Raw genomic sequence first — 22,148 nt, forward strand, 5'->3', positions numbered from 1 at the left:
AGCCCCGGCGCACAAGGAAAGTGCCAAAACGGACAGCGCGGCCTTTTTTGCAGTGCATCACAATTCAGAGAACGCCCATCGCGGGCTGGCACGATTCCTGCATAACCATCCGCAGCAGAACCATCTGTCAATCGTCCGAGAAGGAGCCGCCATGAAACTCGTTACCGCAGTGATCAAGCCGTTCAAGCTTGACGAAGTCCGCGAAGCGCTGTCCGCCATCGGCGTACAAGGCGTCACCGTTTCCGAGGTCAAGGGCTTCGGCCGCCAGAAAGGCCATACCGAGCTGTATCGCGGCGCAGAATACGTCGTCGACTTCCTGCCCAAGGTGAAGCTGGAAATCGCCATCGACGACGCGCTGCTGGACCAGGTGGTGGAAGCCATCGAGAAGTCCGCCCGCACCGGCAAGATCGGCGACGGCAAGATCTTCGTCTACGACCTGGAGCAGGTGATCCGCATCCGCACCGGCGAAACCGGCGCCGACGCGGTCTGACCGCTTTGTGAAACTGGGGAAACCATAATGAAAAAGATACTCGCTGCAATGGCTTCCGGGCTCGCCGCCCTCTCGCTGCCCGCCCTGGCCGACGCGCCGGCCGGTCCGACGGTGGTCGCCGCCAAGGTGATCAACTCCGGCGACACCGCCTGGATGCTGACCTCCACCGCCCTGGTGCTGTTCATGACCATTCCCGGCCTGGCGCTGTTCTACGGCGGCATGGTCCGCAAGAAGAACGTGCTGGCCACGCTGATGCAAAGCTTCGCCATCACCGCGCTGGTAACCGTATTGTGGGCAGTGATCGGCTACAGCCTGGCCTTCACCGTGGGCACGCCGTACATCGGCGATCTGTCGCGCTTCATGCTGGACGGCATGGTGTACATGAAGGATGCCGGCAAGCTGGCCGTGCATCCGCTGGCCGGCACCATTCCGGAATCGGTGTTCATGACCTTCCAGATGACCTTCGCCATCATCACCCCGGCCCTGATCACCGGCGCCTTCGCCGAGCGGATGAAGTTTTCGGCGATGCTGGCCTTCATGGCGCTGTGGTCGCTGCTGGTCTACGTGCCTGTGGCGCACTGGGTATGGGCGCCGGGCGGCTGGATGGGCGACAAGGGCGTGCTGGACTTCGCCGGCGGCACCGTGGTGCACATCAACGCCGGCGTGGCCGGCCTGGTGACCGCGCTGGTGCTGGGCAAGCGCGTCGGTTTCGGCAAGGAGGCGATGCCGCCGCATAACCTGGTGCTGACCCTGGTGGGCGCGTCGATGCTGTGGGTGGGCTGGTTCGGCTTCAACGCCGGCTCGGCAGGCGCCGCCGACGGCCGCGCCGGCATGGCGATGGTCACCACCCAGGTCGCCACCGCGATGGCCGCGCTGGCCTGGATGTTCGCCGAATGGGCCACCAAGAAGAAACCATCGGTGCTGGGCATCGCCTCCGGCGCGGTCGCCGGCCTGGTGGCCATCACCCCGGCCGCCGGCTTCGTCGACGTCAAGGGCGCGCTGATCATCGGCCTCGCCGCCGGCGCGGTCTGCTTCTGGGGCGCCACCGGGCTCAAGCACATGCTGGGCTATGACGACTCGCTGGACGCTTTCGGCGTGCACGGCGTGGGCGGCATCCTGGGCGCGCTGCTGACCGGCGTGTTCGCGGTCAAGGACATCGGCGGCGCCGACGGCAGCCTGGCCATCCAGGCGCTGGGCGTCGGCGTGACCATCGCCTACTGCGGCATCGTCACCTTCATCCTGCTGAAACTGGTGGACATCTTGCTGGGACTGCGCGTCGCCGAGGACGAAGAGCGCGAAGGCCTGGACTTGGTGCTGCACGGCGAGCGCGTGGAATAAGCCGCCAGATCGAAGATTGTTGTGTAAGGGACTTGGCGGGGCTTCGGCCCCGTTTTTTTTCGCCGCTCCAAAATGAAAAACCGGCCAGGGGCCGGTTTCGATCGATGCGACAAGCTTACTTGACGATGCGCAGGCTGGGACGCCCGCTGGGGCGGTTCGGCGACGGATCGTCGCCGCCGGAATCCGGCGCGTCCTCTTCGGCGCTGACCGGCTTCAGGCTGGCCGCCTCCTCGCTCATCGGCTCCACCTCGAAGCCCATGCCTTCGCCGGTCTCCCGGGCGAAGATGGACATCACGTTGCCGATGGGCACCCAGATGTCGCGCGATACGCCACCGAAGCGGGCGGAAAACGAGATCCACTCATTGTCGATGCGCAAGTTCTTGGTTGCGCCATCGGCGATGTTCAGCACGATCTCGTTGTTCTTCACGTACTCGAGCGGCACATCGGTGCGGCTGTTCACCCATACCACGATGTACGGAGTGTAGCCATTGTCGCCGCACCACTGGTGCAGCGCGCGCAGCATGTACGGCTTGGTGCTGGAGCTCATCGCGTCTCCTTTACTTGCGCATCGCCTTTTCGGACGGGGTCAGCGAATCGATGAAGGACTGGCGCTGGAAGATGCGCTCGGCGTACTTGAGGATGGGCGCGGAGCTCTTGCCCAGGTCGATATTGTAGTGCTCCAGGCGCCACATCAGCGGGGCGATGGCCACGTCGATCATCGAGAAATCGTCGCCCAGCATGAACTTCTGCTTGGAGAAGATCGGCGCGATGGTGGTCAGGCCGTCGCGGATCGCTTCGCGCGCCTTGGTCGCTTCCTTGCCGGTGGCGCCGGCTTCCAGCGTTTTCACGTGAATGAACAGCTCGTTCTCGAAACGATGCAGGAACAGGCGGGCGCGGGCGCGCATCACCGGATCGGCCGGCATCAGTTGCGGGTGCGGAAAACGCTCGTCGATGTATTCATTGATGATGTTCGACTCATGCAGGATCAGGTCGCGCTCCACCAGAACCGGCACTTCGTTGTACGGGTTCATCACAGCCAGATCTTCCGGCTTGTTATGGATATCCACATCGATGATTTCGAAATCCATCCCTTTTTCGAAGAGCACGATACGGCAGCGCTGACTGAACGGGCAGGTGATTCCGGAGTAGAGGGTCATCATGGCGGATAAAATCCTTGACTAACTTGAAAAATGAGTGCAGCGCGCATTCTAGCACTATCCAGCGGCCACATTCCAGTCTTTCAACACAACATCATGATTTTAAAAAAGAAAAAGGCGGAATCTCTTCCGCCTTTTTTCAACAGGCTGATCGCTTTAGTGCACGTCGCGCCAGTATTCCTTCTTCAGCAGATACACCAGCGGGAACAACAGCAGACCGAGGAACATCACCACCACGTAACCGATCTGCTGACGCTTCACCGCGGCCGGCTCGCCCATATAGACCAGGAAGTTGGTCAGGTCGCGCATGCGGCGGTCGAACTCGGCGGTGTTGGCCTTGCCGTTCTCCAGCTTGGTCAGCGTGCCCGCCTTGACCAGTTCGAGCTTATGCTCCTCCTGGCCTTCGGCGTTCTTCACCGTCTTCAGCTCCTGCTCGCCCTGCCATTCCCAGAAGATGTGCGGCATGCCCACCTTGTCGAACACCAGGTTGTTCCAGCCGGTCGGACGGGACGGATCGCGATAGAAGCCGCGCAGATAGCTGTACAGATAATCGGCGCCGCGGGAACGGGCGATCAGCGACAGGTCCGGCGGCGTCGCGCCGAACCAGGCCTTGGCATCCTGCTTGTTCATCGCGATGTTCATCTGGTCGCCGATCTTGGCGCCCTCCGGCATCAGGTCGGCCTTGATCTGCTCCTCGGTCAGGCCGATGTCCTCCAACCGGTTGTAGCGCATCATGCTGGCCGAGTGGCAGGACAGGCAGTAGTTGGCGAAGATCTGCGCGCCGCGCTGCAGGCTCTCGGTGTCCTGGATGTCGATGTTCGCCTTGTCGAGCTTGGGCCCGCCCTCGTTGGCGAAGACCGGCATCGCGACAGGCAGCGCCAGCGCCGCGGCGGCGATCAGGTGACGGATCTTGTTTTTCATTTTCCTTATCCCCTTGCTTACACGTTCATGGCGAACAGCGCGGCCAGGAACACGGTCAGCGCCACCAGGGCCACGAACTGGATCTGGCGCTTGGCGTTGGTATCGGTCACGCGCTCCGGCACCGGGAGGCTGCCCACGTCGTTCTTGGTGTAGAACGGCATGCCCAGGAAGAAGGCGAAGTAGATCGCCGAGAAAATCTGCGAGATCAGCGTGCGCACTTCGGTCGGCGGCATCGCGCCCAGGATGCCCAGCCCGATGAACGCGGCGATGAACAACACCAGCGCCACCTTGAACTTGGGACCGCGGTAGCGGATGGACTTGATCGGCGAGCGGTCCAGCCACGGCAGGAAGGCGATCAGCACCACGGCCGCGCCCATCGCCAGCACGCCCCACACCTGGGTGCCGGCAAACGACGGAATGGCGCGCAGAATCGCGTAGAACGGCGTGAAGTACCATACCGGCGCGATGTGCGGCGGGGTCTTCAGCGGATCGGCCTGATCGAAGTTCGGGTGCTCGAGGAAGTAGCCGCCCATTTCCGGCAGGAAGAACACGATCACCGAGAACACCACCATGAACACCACCACGCCGAGGATGTCCTTGATCGTGTAGTAGGGGTGGGAGTAGATGCCGTCCAGATACAGGCCGGTATTCGGATCCTTGGGCTGCTTCTTGATCTCCACGCCGTCAGGGTTGTTGGAGCCCACTTCGTGCAGCGCCATCAGGTGGGCCGCCACCAGCGCCAGCAGCACCAGCGGCACCGCGATCACGTGCAGCGCGAAGAAGCGGTTCAGCGTGGCGTCGGACACCACGAAATCGCCGCGTATCCACAGCGACAGGTCGGGGCCGATCACCGGGATGGAGCCGAACAGGTTGACGATCACCTGGGCGCCCCAGAACGACATCTGGCCCCAAGGCAGCAGGTAGCCCATGAAGGCCTCGGCCATCAGGCACAGGAAGATCAGCGTGCCGAACACCCACACCAGCTCGCGCGGCTGCTTGTACGAGCCGTAGATCAGGCCGCGGAACATGTGCAGGTAAACCACGACGAAGAACATCGAGGCGCCGGTGGAGTGCATGTAGCGGATGATCCAGCCGCCGGCCACGTCGCGCATGATGTACTCGACCGAGGCGAAGGCGACCGGAATGCCGGCGGCGTTCAGCGTGCCGTCCGGCTTGTAGTTCATGGTCAGGAAGATGCCGGTCACGATCTGCAGCACCAGCACCAGCATGGCCAGCGAACCGAAGAAATACCAGAAATTGAAGTTCTTGGGCGCGACGTACTTGCCCCATTGACTTTCCCACAGGGCGGTCAGCGGGAAACGCTCGTCCACCCAGTTAAGCAATTTTTGCGCTTTGCTCATTTTTCGCCCTCAGCTTATTTGTCGTCGCCAATCAGCAGGCGGCTATCGGACAGATACTTGTGCGGGGGGATTTCCAGGTTCTTCGGTGCCGGCACCCCTTTGAACACGCGGGCGGCCAGATCGAACTTGGAACCATGGCAGGGGCAGTAGAAGCCTCCCAGCCACTCCGGCCCCAGGTCGGCGGGCGCCAGGTCGGGCCGGAAGGTCGGCGAACAGCCCAAGTGGGTGCAAATGCCGACCGCCACCAGGAATTGCGGCTTGATCGAACGGTTCTCGTTCTGGCAGTACTTGGGCTGTTGATCGACTTCGGATTTCGGATCCGCCAGCTTGGGATCGTTCTTGGGCAGGTTCTTGATCTGCTCGGGCGTGCGGCTGAGCACCCACACCGGCTTGCCGCGCCATTCGACGTTGATCTTCTGGCCGGCTTCGATCTTGCCGATGTCGACCTCGACCGGCGCGCCGGCCGCCTTGGCCCTCTCGGACGGGAAAAAGCTCATGAAAAATGGCGTGGCCGCGCCGACTACCGCAACACCCCCAACAGCGCTGGAGGCGATCGTCAGAAAACGACGGCGCCCCGTATCGACTTGCTGTTCACTCATTACAGTCATCCTCAATCGTGGAAATCGAGCCCTAAACCGCTGGATTTTACCCGATTACTAGTAGGGACTTGAAGCTTCTATGCAAATAAATTGAGCGAGACGCCAGCAACTTGCTTAAACAGGGTTATAAACGTCAATAAATTCGACATTTATGCCAGAGACTTGCGCCAAATGCTCGCCTAGTGCCTTGATGCCAAAGCGTTCCGTGGCATGATGCCCAGCGGCGATGAATGCCACATCGCTTTCCATCGCCATGTGGTAATTCTGTTCCGATGCTTCGCCAGTGATGAAAACGTCAACCCCGAGCGCGATCGCATCGGTGAAAAAACCCTGCGCCCCGCCGGTGCACCAGGCCACTCGGCGCACCGGCTTGTCCTGCCGCCCGAGCAACTGCGCCTGCCGACCCAGCGCCCCGGTCACATGCTCCGCGAAGGCCGCGGCATCGCCCCCGTCCGTCCAGCCCCCATGCCAGAGCAGGTTCTGCTCGCCGGCCTGCCCCGCAGACTCCAGCCCCAGCGCCTTGCCCAGCTGCGCGTTGTTGCCCAGCTCCAGATGCCCGTCCAGCGGAAGGTGATAAGCCAGCAGGCTGATATCGTGCTGCAGCAAGGCGCGGATGCGCTGCTTCTTCATGCCGCAGATGCGCGCGTCCTCGCCTTTCCAGAAATAACCGTGATGCACCAGGATCGCGTCCGCTCCTCTTTCCGCCGCCGCATCGATCAAGGCCTGCGACGCCGTGACGCCGGTCACCACCTTCCTGATCTCGCCTCGCCCCTCCACCTGCAGGCCGTTGGGCGCGTAATCCTTGTAACGCCACGGCTCAAGACAGGCATCCAGGATATTCTGCACATCACTTATCTTCATGATTTCCATTTCCTCAATATCGATTATCAATGCGACTTTGTCACCATGGCCGCCTAGCCCGGCGTTATTCACGGTAAAACCGCTCTATTTTTGCCGGATGTTTTCAAAGTCGATAAAATCCCAGAGTCCGCCATATCTCTGGATTTGCGCTAGGCATGCCTGACCCGGCCTCGTTCGGTCCCGTTCCTGCTGAATACTCCGCCTCGGGTCCAAACAGGCGGCACTCGGCCCCAATGCTATCTTTAAATTTGCCGGCATCCGCTTATCGCGCGCATCGCGCCGTTCAAAGCCGGACGCCAGGTTTCGCAAGCCGTCACTGGTAACGAAACCGATCATACAGGAAGCTTCAATGACCATTCTCGTTACCGGCGGCGCCGGCTTCATCGGCGGCAACTTCGTTCTCGACTGGCTGGCCGGCCGCGAGGAAACCGTTGTCAATCTGGATGCTCTGACTTACGCCGGCAATCTGGAAACCCTGCACTCGGTCAGGACCAAACCCAACCATGTTTTCGCGCATGGCGACATCGGCGACCGGGAGCTGGTCGCCAAGTTGCTGCGCAGCCATCGTCCGCGAGCCATCGTCAATTTCGCCGCGGAAAGCCATGTGGACCGCTCGATACACGGGCCCGGCGATTTCATTCAGACCAATATCGTCGGCACCTTTAATCTTCTGGAGTGCGCGCGCGAATATTGGAACGGGCTGGAAAGCGGCGAGCGCGAAGCCTTCCGCTTTCTCCATGTTTCCACCGACGAGGTATACGGCACGCTGCAGGCTGAAGATCCGCCCTTCGCCGAAACCAAGCGCTACGAGCCCAACAGCCCGTACTCCGCCTCCAAAGCGGCATCCGACCACCTGGTGCGGGCCTGGCACCACACTTACGGCCTGCCGGTGCTGACCACCAATTGCAGCAACAACTACGGACCCTATCACTTTCCGGAAAAACTGATCCCGCTGGTCATCCTGAACGCGCTGGCCGGCAAGCCGCTGCCCATTTACGGCGACGGGCGGCAAGTCCGGGACTGGCTGTACGTCAAAGACCATTGCAGCGCGATCCGCCGCGTGCTGGAAGCCGGCAAACCCGGCGAAACCTACAATGTCGGCGGCTGGAACGAGAAAACCAATCTCGAAGTGGTCAACGCGATCTGCGGCATCCTCGATCAACTGAAACCCCGCGCGGACGGCCAAGACTATCGCGAACAGATCCAGTTCGTCGCCGACCGCCCCGGCCACGACCGCCGCTACGCGATCGACGCTCGCAAGCTGGAACGGGAGCTGGGCTGGAAACCGGCCGAGACCTTCGACAGCGGCATCCGCAAAACCGTCGAATGGTATTTGAGCAACCCGGACTGGATAGAGCATGTCAGCAACGGCAGCTACCGGGACTGGCTCGACAAGCACTACGGATGAGCGCCATGCATCGCATCCTGATAACCGGGAAGAACGGCCAGGTCGGCCATGAGCTGCAACGCTCGCTGGCGCCGCTGGGCGAGCTGATCGCCACCGACAGGCAGGAATTGGATCTGTCCCAGAGCGGAGAGCGCATCGAACAGGCTCTGGATCGCCACCATCCCGACATCATCGTCAATCCTGCCGCCTATACCGCGGTGGACAAGGCCGAAAGCGACGAGGAAACCGCGAACGCCGTCAACGCCGACGCCGTAGGCGCCATCGCGCGCTGGGCCGCCCGCCGCGGCGCGCTGCTGGTGCACTACTCCACCGACTACGTATTCAACGGCGACGGCGAGCGCCCCTGGCGCGAAGACGACGCCACCGGCCCGCAATCGGCGTATGGCCGCAGCAAGCTGGCTGGCGAGGAGGCCGTGCGCCTGGCCGGCTCCCGCCATTTGATATTCCGCACCAGTTGGGTGTTCGGCGCGCATGGCTCCAATTTTCTGAAAACCATGCTGAAGCTGGGACAGGAGCGAGATGCGCTCAAGGTCGTCGACGACCAGATCGGCGCGCCGGCCCCCGCCGCCCTGATCGCAGACATCACCGCCGAGCTGATCCGCGAGTATCTAGCCAAGCCGGCCGGGTTCGCATTCGGGACCTACCATCTGGCGCCGCATGGCGAAACCAGCTGGCACGGTTACGCGCGCTACCTGCTGCAGCGCGCGGCATCGTCCGGCCTGCCGCTGAGAATCAATCCCGCCGACATCCAGGGCATTCCCAGCAGCGACTACCCGCTGCCGGCCAAGCGCCCCGCCAACTCCCGCCTGTGCTGCGACAAGCTGGAAAAGACTTTCAACATTTCGCTGCCGGAATGGAAATCCGGAGTGGATCAAGTGCTGGCCGAGCTGCTCAACGGCGCGTCCGGCAACAAAGGGATACCCCGGGAATGACCACAGGAAACCAGACAATGAAACGAAAAGGCATCATTCTCGCCGGAGGCTCCGGCACCCGGCTCTATCCGGCGACCATCGCAGTCAGCAAACAACTGCTGCCGATCTACGACAAACCGATGATCTACTACCCGCTGACGACATTGATGTTGGCAGGCATTCAGGACATCCTGATCATCTCCACGCCTCAGGACACGCCTCGCTTCCAGCAGTTGCTCGGCGATGGCAGCCAGTGGGGGATCAATCTGCAATACGCGGTTCAGCCCAGCCCGGATGGCTTGGCCCAAGCCTTCCTGATCGGCGAGCGCTTCATCGACGGCAGTCCTTCCGCCTTGGTTCTCGGCGACAATATCTTCTACGGGCATGAGTTCTCAAGCCACTTGCAGGCGGCCAACGCCCGGCAGGAGGGAGCGACCGTATTCGCTTACCGCGTAAGCGATCCGGAACGCTACGGCGTCGTGGAATTCAATAGCGCAGGCACCGCGCTGTCCATCGAGGAGAAGCCGACCAAGCCGAAATCGAATTTCGCGGTCACCGGCCTCTACTTCTACGATTCCCAAGTCGTGGACATCGCCAAGAGAATCAAGCCCTCCGCTCGCGGCGAGCTCGAAGTCACCGATGTCAACAATGTCTACTTGCAGCAGGAGCAATTGACTGTCCAGACGATGGGCCGGGGTTTTGCCTGGCTGGACACCGGCACCCACGAATCGTTGTTGGAGGCAGGTCAGTTCATCGCCACGATAGAAAATCGCCAAGGCCAAAAAGTAGCCTGCCCCGAAGAGATCGCATTCCGCCAGGGATGGATTGACGCGGAGCAAGTCGCGCAGCTGGCCAGGCCATTGGCAAAAACCGGCTATGGCCGCTATCTGCTGACGATAATAGAAAATCCACTTCTTTCTTGAGAATTCCGCGATGAAGGTAATTGATACCGAGATCGCTGCAGTCAAAATCCTAGAACCACAAGTTTACGGTGATGAACGCGGCTTCTTTTTTGAGAGTTTCAACCAGAAACACTTCGAACAAATAACAGGCCTCAACGTCCAATTTGTTCAGGACAATCACAGTCGCTCCAGCAAAGGAGTGCTGCGCGGGCTGCACTACCAGTTGTCACCTCATGCGCAGGGCAAACTTGTCCGCGTGATCTCCGGAACGGTTTTCGACGTTGCCGTCGATATTCGCCAGGGCTCGCCTACCTATGGGAAATGGGTAGGCGCGGAATTGTCTGCCCGCAATAAACGACAACTATGGATTCCGCCCGGTTTCGCCCATGGCTTCTATACGCTGTCCAACCATGCGGAGTTTCTCTACAAAACAACGGACTACTGGTTTCCTGAACTAGAGCGCTCCATCGCCTGGAACGATCCGGACCTGGCCATCGCCTGGCCCACTGACACCCCGATCTTGTCAGCCAAGGACCTCCAGGCTCCCGCGCTTGCCAATCAGCTCCACGCGTAAACGCAGAGCGTAAAAAAGCCCTGGCAATCAATGCCAGGGCTTTTTTTTACTCAGGTCAGGCATCTATCGATGCCTGACGCTGCGCATCTATTACATCATGCCGCCCATGCCGCCCATGCCGCCCATGTCAGGCATGCCAGCTGCCGGCTTGTCTTCCGGCAGCTCGGCGATCATGCAGTCGGTGGTCAGCATCAGACCGGCTACGGAGGCGGCGTGTTGCAGAGCGGAACGGGTCACCTTGGCCGGGTCCAGCACGCCCATTTCCAGCATGTCGCCGTATTCGCCGCTCGCGGCGTTGTAGCCGAAGTTGCCCTTGCCTTCCAGCACCTTGTTCACCACGACCGACGGCTCGTCGCCGGCGTTCTTGACGATCTGGCGCAACGGGGCTTCGATCGCGCGCAGCACGATCTTCACGCCGGCTTCCTGATCGACGTTGTCGGTCTTCAGGCTTTCCAGGGTCGCGCGGGCGCGCAGCAGGGCTACGCCGCCGCCAGGCACCACACCTTCTTCAACCGCGGCGCGGGTGGCGTGCAGCGCGTCTTCGACGCGAGCCTTCTTCTCTTTCATTTCCACTTCGGTGGCGGCGCCGACTTTGATCACGGCAACGCCGCCGGCCAGCTTGGCCACGCGCTCTTGCAGCTTCTCGCGGTCGTAATCGGAAGTGGCCTCTTCGATCTGCTTGCGGATCTCGCCCACGCGAGCCTGGATGGTGGCGGCTTCGCCGGCGCCGTCGATGATGGTGGTGTTTTCCTTGCCCACTTCAACGCGCTTGGCTTGGCCCAGCTGGTCCAGGCTTGCCTTTTCCAGGGTCAGGCCCACTTCTTCGGCGATCACTTCGCCGCCGGTCAGCACGGCGATGTCGGTCAGCATGGCCTTGCGGCGGTCGCCGAAGCCCGGAGCCTTGACAGCCACAACCTTCAGGATGCCGCGGATGGTGTTCACCACCAGCGTGGCCAGCGCTTCGCCTTCAACGTCTTCGGCGATGATCAGCAGCGGGCGGCCGGACTTGGCCACTTGCTCCAGCACCGGCAGCAGGTCGCGGATGTTGGAGATCTTCTTGTCGAACAGCAGGATGAACGGGTTGTCCAGCGCGGCAATCTGCTTGTCCTGGTTGTTGATGAAGTACGGGGACAGGTAGCCGCGGTCGAACTGCATGCCTTCCACCACGTCCAGCTCGTTGTTCAAGCTCTTGCCGTCTTCAACGGTGATCACGCCTTCCTTGCCCACTTTTTCCATCGCATTGGCGATGATTTCGCCGATGTCGGAGTCGGAGTTGGCGGAGATGGAGCCAACCTGGGCGATTTCCTTGGAGGTCGCGCACGGCTTGGCGATCTTGGCGATCTCGCCCACCAGGGACACCACGGCCTTGTCGATGCCGCGCTTCAGATCCATCGGGTTCATGCCGGCGGCGACGTACTTCATGCCTTCCTGCACGATGGCCTGGGCCAGAACAGTGGCGGTGGTGGTGCCGTCGCCGGCCACGTCGGAAGTCTTGGAAGCCACTTCCTTAACCATCTGCGCGCCCATGTTCTCGAACTTGTCCTTCAGTTCGATTTCCTTGGCGACGGACACGCCGTCCTTGGTGATGGTCGGCGCGCCGAAGGAGCGGTCCAGCACCACATTGCGGCCCTTGGGGCCCAGAGTCACTTTAACCGCGTCGGCCAGGATGTTGACGCCGGCCACCATCTTGGTGCGCGCGGATTCACCGAACTTAACGTCTTTAGCTGCCATGCTCGAAATCTCCAGAATCTATTTATGAAGTTCAGGTAAGGGTCGGATTACTCGACGATGCCCATTACATCTTCCTCGCGCATCACGAGGACTTCGTTGCCATCGACCTTGACGGTCTGGCCGGAATACTTGCCGAAGATCACCTTGTCGCCGACCTTCAGCTCCAGCGAGCGACGCTCGCCGTTTTCCAGGATCTTGCCGTTTCCAACCGCCAGGACTTCGCCCATGTCCGGTTTCTCGGCTGCGGCACCCGGCAGAACGATGCCGGAAGCGGTCTTTTCTTCAGCCTCGAGGCGCTTGATAACAACACGGTCGTGCAGAGGACGAATTGCCATGGATCTCTCCTGTTACATTGGCTGTTGAGAGTGGAACATCAGGTATGTATTAGGTTGCGGCAGAGAGCTTAGCACTCAACCGTTGCGAGTGCTAATAATAGGGACGCGCCTGAGCGTTTTCAAGAGGCAAAGCCACGAATGGCGCTCATCGCGCCCTTCGAAAGGTCACCTCAAGCGACAACCTCGCCTCAGCACAAGCCAGCGCGGCGTACGGAAACGGATGATCATCCGGTAGAGATAGATATAAGAAGCGGCGAACAAAGCACAGAAAACCATCAACACGCCTGTGTGTTGCCAGAACAACATCGCAGGCACCACGGATACAGAAGACAACGCCCACAGGTACGGGGAGGTCAGGCTATTGCGCATTGTAAGATGACTGGCATCTTTGGAGCCCACCATCCAGCGGACGAGCCGCTTGTAGACCAGCATGTGCAGATGCAGGCCATCCGGCATGCCAGGCGACATCCCCCTCAGGAACTTCTTCCGATAGATAGAGTACAGCGTTTCGAAAACTGGGTAGATCACGCACAAAAGCGGGAACCACGGAGAAACCTGAGGATGGCGAGCAACCAACAGCACCGCCACTTCCGCGATCATGAATCCAACCAAATACGCGCCTCCGTCGCCGGCAAAGATCAGACCGCGGGGAAAATTCCAGAACAGAAAACCCGCAATCGCGCCGACCATGGCAAAGGAAAGCCCCATGAGAGCAACGTCCTGCACCTTGAAAGCAACGTACGCCATAGCCAGAAAGATAAAGATGGAGACAACGCCGGACAGACCGTTATAGCCATCGATAATGTTGACGGCATGCGCCACGCCACCAACCGCCACGATCGTCAGCAGCAAAGACAGCAACCAGACCTGCGAGAGCAGGCTGTCAACCAGTGGAATGTCCAGGCGCTGCAAACCCGCGCCCAAGATGAAGTAACCAAGCGCCGCGGCGGCAAAAGTGGCCAACAGACGAGGCAAAGGGCCAACCTTCTTGGTCACATCCTCAAGAATGCCTACGATAAACGCCGGCATGGCAACAATTAAAATCAACAATATCTTTAGATCATTCAACGACCATGCCAAAAATCCACAACCTACCGCCAACCCCAAGGCTATCGGCACGCCACCAATTCGAGGAACCGGATGAGCATGAAATTTCTGCACCCCTCCTAAATCATGATCAGCGGAAAAACCCTCATGAAGATGCCGAAAATGGATCAAGCACATCCCACCTAGCAAGGATATAAATGTTGCCGACAATAAAATTTGCAGCATGATGATAGGCCTCTTGTATTTTTGATAGCGACATCGATCAAGATGCCGCCTCAGCAACAAAATCGAACATGCCATTGTAGATAGCATACCAGAATTAAACCACTGCTCGAATGCAACAAAACCTGGCCAGTATTGTTCCCACAATCGAGATCGCCTCATCCGGCGCGTCAAGCCGAATCTCGATTGGCCGATGAAGGGCCGCGAACAAAACCCCGGAAAGCTCTGGAGCCCAGCGCGCCCACGCAAGCTGTGCAAACAATGCGCAAAAAGACGCGACGCAGGATCAAGGATTTTGCCAGCGGCGCCCATTCAAACCCCGGCGCAACAGGAACCCACAGTACGCAACATCAGCGATCTCGGTCTCATCAAGACAACTCTGCCAACAGCCTTCAGCATCACTTGTTTGCTCAGCCAGCCGCAACAAACCTAGCCGCGCAGACAAAGACCAAACCGGCTCAGCACCGGAATCGCCTCATTCGCGCATTCCCTAGCCTCTTCCTCAGCCAAAACGACCAAAGGACCACTCCTCCGTCCGCATAGAGATGGCAAGCACTACGGACAACTCATCTCAGCGGCGGCATGCCGGATTTCTCCAGAGTGGTGCCGACATCCGGCACCGCATTCTCTTTTCCCTATTCTCTCACAGCACCGCTGCCACATCGATGTCCGCCATCTCAGCGTCCCTAACGCAATGGGCCGGGAAGCCCCATCAAGCACACGCTCTCCTGCCGGTGACCATGTGGTCGGTCGCATACGCCGGTGACTTGCGCCATCCGCGCATCGAATGCTCTCTTGCATGGCGCCACCTTGCTCCACCTTCAAGAGACGGCAAAACCGCACTAAAATATGCAGGCTTCCATTCAGTTAGACGCCCACAAACCTGTACAGGTTACAAAGTAAATATTTAAAACAACCGCTTACCTGTGCATTTGCATGGCCAAGTGGGGCTCCTCGCGCGCCGCACAGCGCCGCTACCAAGGCCACAATGAAAAATTACGCATGCGTACATAAAAATTGGGCTACAAAACACTTAAAACAGAACCGATTCCGCAATAATCATGACAAAATCCTCCACTCTTGAAAGCGCCTGCATGGAGGAGTCTGGGCATCCCAACAGCCAGTTGACCGGTAGCTTACCGCACCCCAGCGCGGAAACGGCGATCTTCCCGCATCAGGCCACCATCCGCGCCAGCCCCCGCGATAGGCATACCGCCCTTCCATGGAATCCGTCACCAGTGGTTGACCACCACTGCTGGATGCCGGAACATATGAAACATTGCGCAAGAACAGCATGTTAACCATGCCGGCTGGCGGAAAAAATCAGTATGAAATTGCCATGAGAAAGGAATTAAATTTCCTGACGGCAACCATAAAATACATTAAACAATGAAATATCTTACTAAGAGATTAGTATGAATTTTAATTTATCGCCTTATAAAATTGAAGCAATTCGATATTAACTAACATCTTAAACTGTGCGCCCACGCCGTGCGCACTGTATTATTGTTTTGTTTTCGTCAAGATTTTACGGCACACTTCCAAGCACTAAAAGAAAATACACTACCAACTTTATACGTAGCCAAGCAGCTTGAATTCGAGAGATACGCCATGCCAAAAATAACACCTGTCATCCTCTGCGGAGGCTCCGGAACACGCTTATGGCCGCTTTCACGCTCCGGCTTCCCCAAGCAATTTCTGAGTTTGACTGGAAGTGAAAGTCTCTTTCAACAAGCCACTCTACGACTTGATTGCCTAAAAATACCCGACAGTAAGCTCACTCCTCCACTAATCGTGTGTAATGAAGAGCATCGATTCCTTGCGATGGAACAGCTTAGGGAAATCAATCTTGACGCCTATCACATCTTACTCGAACCCACCCCTAGAAACACTGCGCCGGCCCTGACAATTGCCGCATTGCAGGCACTCCAGGATAATGAAGATCCGATTTTAATCGTCACTCCCGCAGACCAAGTCATACAAGATCAAAATATTTTCGAGCAAGCCATTGACTATGCGGTACAAGCGGCTGCATCAGGTGCCATCGCCATTTTAGGTATTTCGCCAGACAGGCCAGAAACAGGCTACGGCTACATTAAAAGCCTGCACTCATCGTCTGATGAGGAACATCTCCACTCCGTCGAGTGTTTTGTAGAGAAGCCTAATGCTGTACTCGCTCAACAATATCTAAACGAAGGAGGCTATTTCTGGAATGCCGGCATCTTTGTTTTAAAAGCCTCGATCTGGCTTAATGCCTTGCAGCACTTCAGACCTGACATTCACAAACAAACTCAACACGCATGGAATCACAAGACCGTTGACGCTGTTTTTATACGCCCTGACAAAAATGAATTTAATGCGATACCCTCCGAGTCAATCGATTATTCCGTCATGGAACATTGCCCGGGCAGTCCATTCGCTATTCAGATGATACCGCTAAGGGCGGGCTGGAGTGATTTAGGTTCATGGGATGCCGTTTGGGATATTCTTGAAAAAGACGAATCCGGTAATGCCTTATCTGGTGACGTCTTAGCAACAAACTCTCATAATACGTTAGTGCAAGCCACCAGCCGGTTAGTAAGCCTCGTGGGCGTGAAGGATCTTATTGTAATTGAAACTCCAGATGCAATATTGATCGCAGATAAAAAATGCAGTCAAGATGTCAAAAGCATAGTCTCCAAGCTTAATGAACAGAAGCGCGAAGAACTTGCTTTACATCGCAAGGTACATCGCCCGTGGGGATGGTATGACTGCATTGATGAAGGTGGGCGTTTCAAGGTCAAGCGCATCATGGTCAAACCCAAAGCCAGCTTAAGCTTACAAATGCACCATCATCGAGCAGAACATTGGATTGTGGTGAAGGGCTCGGCAGAAGTCACTAATGGCGATAAAAAGATTCTACTATCGGAAAATGAGTCTACCTATATACCAATAGGCCAAACACATCGCCTTGTAAATCCAGGCATGATTCCGCTTGAACTAATTGAAGTTCAATCCGGAAGCTATCTCGGAGAAGATGATATCATTCGAATTACAGATGATTACAATCGTCACTGACTCCTCACACAAACTCATTTAAAAATAGGATATAAAAATTAATGAAAAAGGCTCTCATTACCGGCATTACTGGCCAAGACGGTTCTTATTTGGCCGAATTCCTGCTGGAAAAAGGCTATGAGGTTCATGGCATCAAGCGACGCGCTTCGCTTTTCAATACACAACGTATTGATCACATTTACCAAGACCCTCATATTGAAAATTCTAATTTCAAATTGCACTATGGCGACTTGACAGACTCGTCCAACCTCACTCGCATATTACAAGAAGTACAGCCTGATGAAGTTTATAACTTAGGCGCTCAAAGCCATGTTGCTGTTAGTTTCGAATCTCCGGAATATACGGCGGATGTCGATGCAATTGGCACCTTGCGACTTTTAGAGGCTATCCGTTTTTTGAAGCTTGAGAAAAAAACCCGCTTTTATCAAGCATCAACCTCCGAGCTATATGGCTTGGTTCAGGAAACACCGCAAAAAGAAACCACTCCATTTTACCCAAGAAGCCCATACGCGGTAGCCAAGCTCTATGCGTACTGGATCACGGTTAACTACCGTGAAGCCTACAATATCTATGCTTGTAATGGTATTTTGTTCAACCACGAAAGTCCTCGGCGCGGAGAAACCTTCGTAACGCGTAAAATCACTCGTGGCTTAGCCAATATCGCGCAGGGTCTGGAGAATTGTCTATACATGGGCAACTTGGACTCGCTTCGTGACTGGGGACATGCCAAAGACTATGTACGCATGCAGTGGCTAATGCTGCAACAAGAGAAACCCGAAGACTTTGTAATTGCCACTGGCGTTCAATATAGTGTTAGACAGTTTATTGCCTGGAGCGCGCAGAATTTGGGCATCGAGCTGTCTTTTGACGGCACCGGAGTTGATGAAGTTGCCATCGTAAAAGCGATTCATGGGGACATGGCCCCCGCGCTCAAAGTGGGCGACATTATCGTCAAAGTCGATCCGCGATACTTCCGGCCAGCAGAAGTTGAGACTTTGCTGGGAGATCCTACAAAAGCCAAAGACAAGCTTGGATGGGTGCCTGAAATCACGGTTCAGGAAATGTGCAAAGAAATGGTTGAGTATGATTTGCAACAAGCAAAACAACATGCCCTTCTAAGATCTCACGGCTACAAATTGCCCGTCTCCGTCGAATACTAACCAATTCAGGCTCGTCTACAATGCATAATTTTAATGCTAAAGTTTATGTTGCAGGCCACTCCGGAATGGTTGGCTCTGCCATTATTCGCCACTTAAAGTCCCTTGGCTATAAAAATATCATTACTAAAAGCCATACGGAGTTAGACCTTTGCAACCAACAAGCTGTGCAAGCCTTTTTCTCAGAAACGGAAATTGAGCAAGTGTATCTAGCGGCAGCAAAAGTTGGAGGCATCCACGCAAACAATACCTACCCAGCCGAATTCATCTATCAAAACTTGATGATGGAGGCCAACATAATTCATGCCGCACATTGCCATGGTGTTGAAAAATTATTATTTTTAGGCTCCAGCTGCATTTATCCCAAACTTGCAGATCAGCCTATTAATGAAAAGTCTCTCCTCACAGGCCTGCTTGAACCCACAAATGAGCCCTATGCTGTCGCAAAGATAGCAGGGATAAAATTGTGCGAGAGTTATAATCGGCAATATGATCGTGACTATCGCAGCATAATGCCGACGAATCTTTATGGCCCAGGGGACAACTACCACCCAGAGAATAGCCATGTCATTCCGGCCTTAATAAGACGTTTTCACGAAGCCAAAATTTCCGAATCCCCAGAGGTAGTTGTATGGGGAACAGGAACGCCTCGGCGTGAGTTTTTATTCGTTGACGATATGGCTTCGGCTTCAGTTTTTATTATGAATCTCCCCAAGTCTCAATGGCAAAGCACAGTAAATACCATGTGCTCCCATATTAATGCCGGGAGCGGAATAGACCATTCAATACGTGAGCTCGCTCAAACTATTTCGAAAACGGTAGGCTATAAAGGCAATATTACATTTGACACCAGCAAGCCTGACGGCACGCCTAGAAAATTAATGGATAGCACATTGTTGAGGGATCTCGGCTGGTCCCCGAAACATCCGTTGGAGGAGGGTCTTGCCAGAGCTTATTTAGAATATGAACAAGGAACAATTAGGCAATAAGCGTCATAAGATCACAGACACTCTAAGATGAGTGTCTGTGATCTCCCTCTGGCCAGTTCAGTTCAAACCTCGTCCCGCCGCCAGCCCCCGGGCCGCACACTGCCTCTCCGCCATGCGCATGGACGATGTCCACCACCACGGCCAGTCCCAGGCAGCTGCCTCCGGCACCCTGCTGCCGAGCGTCGTCTCCGCGTCGGAAGGCTTCGAGCACGCATTGAGCCAATTCATCGGGCATTCCCGGCCCCTCATCTTCCACCCTCAGATAACAACGGCCGTTTTCCACCCCAGCCTGGATGCGGACGGCGCCTGGCACCGCGTAACGGCGAGCGTTGTCCAGCAAAGCCAGCAGCGCCTGGCGGATGCGGACCGGCCCCCAGCGCGCCGGCTGGCCATCCAGGCGCGAGGCCGGCGACGCGCTGCGCGTCGCCGAAAACTTCGACTACGGCCCTAACCTCGGAACCGAGATCGGTTTCCCGCAATTGCAGATCGAGATGGCCGCTCTCAGCCAGGCTGATGGCACGCAGGTCCTCGATCAGCCGAGCCAGGCCCTCCACCTGGGCCAGCAGCCGGCGGAACTGGCTTTCGTCCGGGGTGAACACCCCTTCCGCCAGCCCCTGCAGCCTCCCCCGCAGCACAGTGACCGGCGTGCGCAGCTCATGGGCGATGGCGGCGTTCCAGAACGCCTGCTCCTTGGTCATGCGCTTCAGCTGGTCAGGCAGCGCGTTGAAATCGTCGGCCAGCGCGGCGGTGCGCAGCGGGCACCGCGCCTGGAGCTTCGCGCCGCTGGCTTCGTTGCCGCTGTTTCCCAGCGGCAGGCTATGCGTCGAGCTGCGCCTGGCCGAGCTGCGCAAGTCCAGCGCCGTCGTCGAATACGAACGCGCGATCCAGACCGCCTTCCGCGAAGTGGCCGACGGCCTGGCTGGACGCGAAACCTTCGGCCGGCAGATCGCCGCCCAGGGCAGGACGGTGGCCAGCGCCGAGCGCCGCGCGGATCTGTCGGCCCAGCGCTACCGCGCCGGCGTCGACGGCCGATTGGAATTGCTGGACGCCCAGGGCCAGCTCTACGCAACAGGCGCTGCTCGACCTGCGGCGCGGCGAGTTCGGCAATGCGGTGGCGCTGTACAAGGCTCTGGGCGGCGGCTTGATCGACCATTGATTCCCGGCAGGAGCGATCCGGCCAATACAAAAACCGCGCTCATCGGCGCGGTTTTTCATTTCCCAAGCGAGTGCTTAGCGCCACGCGCCCCAGAACAGCCACAGCACAATGGGGCCGCCCAGGATCAGCCACTTCAGCAGATAGTAGGTGAAGCGGCTCTGCGCCTTGATCTTCTTGCCCAGCAGGCGCACCTGCTGGATGTAGCGGAAGGCGCGATTGAGGCCGCCGACGCGGTCGCCCGCCTCGTTCGGCGAATTGGCCGCTCCCACCAGCACGCGGCTGACGATGCGGTTGATCACCCGCGCCGGCCAGAACCACATCGGCCGCTCCACGTCGCAGAACAGGATGATGCGGTTCTGGTCGGTGGTGTTCTCCGCGTAGTGCAGATAGGTTTCGTCGAAGATCACCGCCTCGCCGTCGCGCCAGCTGTATTTTTCGCCGTCCACGTCGATGAAGCAGCCATCATCGTTGGGCGTGATCAGGCCCAGATGGTAGCGCACCGAACCGGCGAACGGGTCGCGGTGGCGCACCAGGCGGCTGCCCGGCGGCAGCGCGGCGAACATCGCCGCCTTGATGTTGGGAAACTGCCTCAATAATTCGGTGGTGTACGGGCACAGCGCCTGGGCGGACGCGTGATCCTGGCCATACCATTTCAGGTAGAAGCGTTTCCAGCCGGTTTTGAAGAAGCTATTGAAGCCCAGGTCGTCGTACTTGTCCGAGGCCTTGATATTGCCGCGGTCGTACAGCGCCACCGCCTCTTCGCGGATCTTTTCCCAGTTGGCGGTAAGCGCCTGCAGCTCGGGGAAGCGCGCCACCGGCAGGTAGGGCTTGGGCGGCACCTTGGAAAACAAATACATGAAGCAGTTGATCGGCGCCATGATGGTGGAGTGGTCGCTCAACTGGCGCCAGAATCCCAGCCGCACGCGGCCGCGGAAATGCACGTAAAGGGTGGACAGCACGAAAACCGCCACCACCAGAATCTTGAAATAAGGCATCGGCAACTCCAGACAATCAGAGCGACATTGTAAAACGACAGGACCATCAGCGCAGGCTTATTCGGGTAGAAACTGGCCGCAAGGTACAAAAAATGGCCGCATCTTCAGCAATTTGGACCCTTTCAGACAAATACCGTTCGTACCGAATAGCTGCCTGCGGAAAAGTCGAACAGCCGGTAACCGCGCCGATCGTCGATCTCGATGTCGCATGCGCCGCGCCTCCACTGGAAGCAGGTTGCCGGCCCCACCTCCAGCGTCTTGCCGCGGTAAGCGATGCTGTGCTCGCCGTGCACATGGCCGCAGATCACCAGTTTCAGCGCCTCCGCCGCCGTCGCGGCCTGCCAGAATGGCGAGGCCTGCGCCAGCATGCAATCGTCCAGCAAGGGCGTGCCCACCGCCAGCGGATGATGGTGCAGCACCACGGCCGCCGACCCCTCTCCCGCCGCGTCCAGCCGCTGGCGCAGCCGCTCCAGCTCGGCGTCGCCGATCCGGCCGCCATCCTGCCCGGCCACGCAGCTGTCGACGCCGATGAAGGTCCAGCCGCCCAGCGCCAGCGTCTCCAGCGGCCGCAGGAAATCATAGCCGGCGAACACCCGCGCCATCGCCGCGCGGTCGTCGTGGTTGCCGGCGATCCAGTGCACCGGCACGTCCAGCTCGGCCAACGCTTCCGCCGCCAGATGGTACGACGCCTCCGATTCATCCTGCGACACGTCCCCGGTCAGCAAAACCGCCTCCAGGCCCGGCTCCCGCGCCGCCGCGGCGAGCACCGCTTCCAGCGCGGCGTGGGTATCCCGCTCCAGCAGGCGGCCCCGCTTGTCCGCGAACAGGTGCAGATCGGTCAATTGCGCGACTTTCATTCCCGACTCCCCGCCATGTCAAAGGCATCGATTATCGCCGAAACCGCGCATCGGCTCAGACAATAAAAAAACCGGCGGGA

Annotated in this window: 22 protein-coding genes and 1 pseudogene; 10 read left to right on the plus strand and 13 right to left on the minus strand. The window is 58.0% G+C overall.

The window, feature by feature from the left end; translation table 11 throughout:
* The first annotated feature begins 151 nt into the window (after positions 1-151).
* Together glnK and BKX93_RS10705 are read left to right on the plus strand one after the other, a co-directional pair.
* On the plus strand, positions 152-490 hold the full coding sequence (gene glnK, locus BKX93_RS10700) for a P-II family nitrogen regulator (protein WP_021478498.1): 339 nt from the start codon (positions 152-154) through the stop codon (positions 488-490).
* A 27-nt stretch (positions 491-517) separates the two neighbouring features.
* On the plus strand, positions 518-1,828 hold the full coding sequence (locus BKX93_RS10705) for an ammonium transporter (protein ID WP_046168010.1): 1,311 nt from the start codon (positions 518-520) through the stop codon (positions 1,826-1,828).
* Positions 1,829-1,943: 115 nt separating this feature from the next.
* Here the strand turns inward: BKX93_RS10705 and BKX93_RS10710 are convergent, their stop codons facing one another.
* The 6 genes from BKX93_RS10710 to BKX93_RS10735 form a co-directional block, all read right to left on the minus strand.
* Entirely contained in the window at positions 1,944-2,375 is a 432-nt protein-coding gene (locus BKX93_RS10710; protein WP_046156647.1) for a ClpXP protease specificity-enhancing factor, read from the minus strand.
* A 10-nt stretch (positions 2,376-2,385) separates the two neighbouring features.
* Entirely contained in the window at positions 2,386-2,988 is a 603-nt protein-coding gene (locus BKX93_RS10715) for a glutathione S-transferase N-terminal domain-containing protein (RefSeq protein WP_021478501.1), read from the minus strand.
* Positions 2,989-3,141: 153 nt separating this feature from the next.
* Positions 3,142-3,906: a cytochrome c1 gene (locus BKX93_RS10720; protein ID WP_046156648.1), complete on the minus strand. Its 765-nt coding sequence runs from the start codon at positions 3,904-3,906 to the stop codon at positions 3,142-3,144.
* 17 nt (positions 3,907-3,923) lie between these two features.
* Positions 3,924-5,267 carry a cytochrome b gene (locus tag BKX93_RS10725; protein WP_046156649.1) on the minus strand — a complete coding sequence of 448 codons (1,344 nt, stop codon included), beginning with the start codon at positions 5,265-5,267 and terminating at the stop codon, positions 3,924-3,926.
* Between the two features lie 14 nt (positions 5,268-5,281).
* Positions 5,282-5,866, minus strand: a complete 585-nt coding sequence (petA, locus tag BKX93_RS10730) for a ubiquinol-cytochrome c reductase iron-sulfur subunit (protein WP_070979767.1) — start codon at positions 5,864-5,866, stop codon at positions 5,282-5,284.
* A gap of 114 nt (positions 5,867-5,980) precedes the next feature.
* The gene (locus BKX93_RS10735) at positions 5,981-6,727 is read right to left on the minus strand and encodes a Nif3-like dinuclear metal center hexameric protein (protein WP_070979768.1); all 747 of its coding nucleotides are present in this window, start codon (positions 6,725-6,727) and stop codon (positions 5,981-5,983) included.
* Positions 6,728-7,076: 349 nt separating this feature from the next.
* Here BKX93_RS10735 and rfbB point away from each other — a divergent pair, with 349 nt between their 5' ends.
* From rfbB to rfbC, 4 genes are read left to right on the plus strand one after another with little or no spacing between them, the layout of a single operon-like run.
* Entirely contained in the window at positions 7,077-8,135 is a 1,059-nt protein-coding gene (gene rfbB / locus BKX93_RS10740; protein ID WP_070979770.1) for a dTDP-glucose 4,6-dehydratase, read from the plus strand.
* 5 nt (positions 8,136-8,140) lie between these two features.
* Entirely contained in the window at positions 8,141-9,067 is a 927-nt protein-coding gene (rfbD, locus tag BKX93_RS10745) for a dTDP-4-dehydrorhamnose reductase (RefSeq protein WP_070981775.1), read from the plus strand.
* Between the two features lie 17 nt (positions 9,068-9,084).
* Positions 9,085-9,969 (plus strand): glucose-1-phosphate thymidylyltransferase RfbA, encoded by an 885-nt coding sequence (rfbA, locus tag BKX93_RS10750; RefSeq protein ID WP_046168014.1) that lies wholly within the window; start codon positions 9,085-9,087, stop codon positions 9,967-9,969.
* 10 nt (positions 9,970-9,979) lie between these two features.
* A complete protein-coding gene (gene rfbC, locus BKX93_RS10755; RefSeq protein ID WP_046168015.1) occupies positions 9,980-10,522 on the plus strand; it encodes a dTDP-4-dehydrorhamnose 3,5-epimerase in 543 nt (180 codons plus the stop codon).
* Between the two features lie 90 nt (positions 10,523-10,612).
* Here the strand turns inward: rfbC and groL are convergent, their stop codons facing one another.
* The 3 genes from groL to BKX93_RS10770 all read right to left on the minus strand — a co-directional run bounded on the left by groL (position 10,613) and on the right by BKX93_RS10770 (position 13,860).
* Positions 10,613-12,253, minus strand: a complete 1,641-nt coding sequence (gene groL / locus BKX93_RS10760) for a chaperonin GroEL (RefSeq protein WP_046168016.1) — start codon at positions 12,251-12,253, stop codon at positions 10,613-10,615.
* 47 nt (positions 12,254-12,300) lie between these two features.
* Entirely contained in the window at positions 12,301-12,588 is a 288-nt protein-coding gene (gene groES / locus BKX93_RS10765; protein WP_046168017.1) for a co-chaperone GroES, read from the minus strand.
* 165 nt (positions 12,589-12,753) lie between these two features.
* On the minus strand, positions 12,754-13,860 hold the full coding sequence (locus BKX93_RS10770; RefSeq protein WP_046168018.1) for an MraY family glycosyltransferase: 1,107 nt from the start codon (positions 13,858-13,860) through the stop codon (positions 12,754-12,756).
* Positions 13,861-15,348: 1,488 nt separating this feature from the next.
* Between BKX93_RS10770 and BKX93_RS23685 the strand changes: the two genes are divergently transcribed.
* The 3 genes from BKX93_RS23685 to fcl are packed head-to-tail and all read left to right on the plus strand — an operon-like array spanning position 15,349 to position 19,060.
* Positions 15,349-16,914 carry a mannose-1-phosphate guanylyltransferase/mannose-6-phosphate isomerase gene (locus BKX93_RS23685; RefSeq protein ID WP_244887258.1) on the plus strand — a complete coding sequence of 522 codons (1,566 nt, stop codon included), beginning with the start codon at positions 15,349-15,351 and terminating at the stop codon, positions 16,912-16,914.
* A 41-nt stretch (positions 16,915-16,955) separates the two neighbouring features.
* Positions 16,956-18,074 (plus strand): GDP-mannose 4,6-dehydratase, encoded by a 1,119-nt coding sequence (gene gmd / locus BKX93_RS10775; RefSeq protein WP_070979772.1) that lies wholly within the window; start codon positions 16,956-16,958, stop codon positions 18,072-18,074.
* A gap of 20 nt (positions 18,075-18,094) precedes the next feature.
* Positions 18,095-19,060, plus strand: coding sequence for a GDP-L-fucose synthase (gene fcl / locus BKX93_RS23690; protein ID WP_083340507.1), 966 nt, complete (start codon positions 18,095-18,097; stop codon positions 19,058-19,060).
* A 22-nt stretch (positions 19,061-19,082) separates the two neighbouring features.
* Here the strand turns inward: fcl and BKX93_RS25990 are convergent, their stop codons facing one another.
* Positions 19,083-19,373: a sensor histidine kinase gene (locus BKX93_RS25990; RefSeq protein ID WP_425304945.1), complete on the minus strand. Its 291-nt coding sequence runs from the start codon at positions 19,371-19,373 to the stop codon at positions 19,083-19,085.
* Complete coding sequence (locus tag BKX93_RS25505; protein WP_222103302.1) at positions 19,306-19,911, minus strand: histidine kinase dimerization/phospho-acceptor domain-containing protein; 606 nt, start codon at positions 19,909-19,911, stop codon at positions 19,306-19,308. The genes BKX93_RS25990 and BKX93_RS25505 overlap by 68 nt, the downstream gene beginning before the upstream one ends.
* On the opposite strand from BKX93_RS25505, the pseudogene BKX93_RS25995 reads away from it, so the two are divergent.
* Positions 19,808-20,098: pseudogene (locus BKX93_RS25995) on the plus strand (TolC family protein); the annotation flags it as partial. The gene BKX93_RS25505 and the pseudogene BKX93_RS25995 overlap by 104 nt on opposite strands.
* A gap of 192 nt (positions 20,099-20,290) precedes the next feature.
* On the opposite strand, the gene lpxO reads toward BKX93_RS25995, so the two are convergent.
* Positions 20,291-21,211, minus strand: a complete 921-nt coding sequence (lpxO, locus tag BKX93_RS10795) for a lipid A hydroxylase LpxO (RefSeq protein WP_070979775.1) — start codon at positions 21,209-21,211, stop codon at positions 20,291-20,293.
* 122 nt (positions 21,212-21,333) lie between these two features.
* Positions 21,334-22,068, minus strand: a complete 735-nt coding sequence (locus BKX93_RS10800) for a metallophosphoesterase (protein WP_070979777.1) — start codon at positions 22,066-22,068, stop codon at positions 21,334-21,336.
* Positions 22,069-22,148 lie beyond the last annotated feature (80 nt).

The organism is Chromobacterium vaccinii (assembly GCF_001855275.1).
Classification (GTDB): Bacteria; Pseudomonadota; Gammaproteobacteria; order Burkholderiales; family Chromobacteriaceae; genus Chromobacterium; species Chromobacterium vaccinii.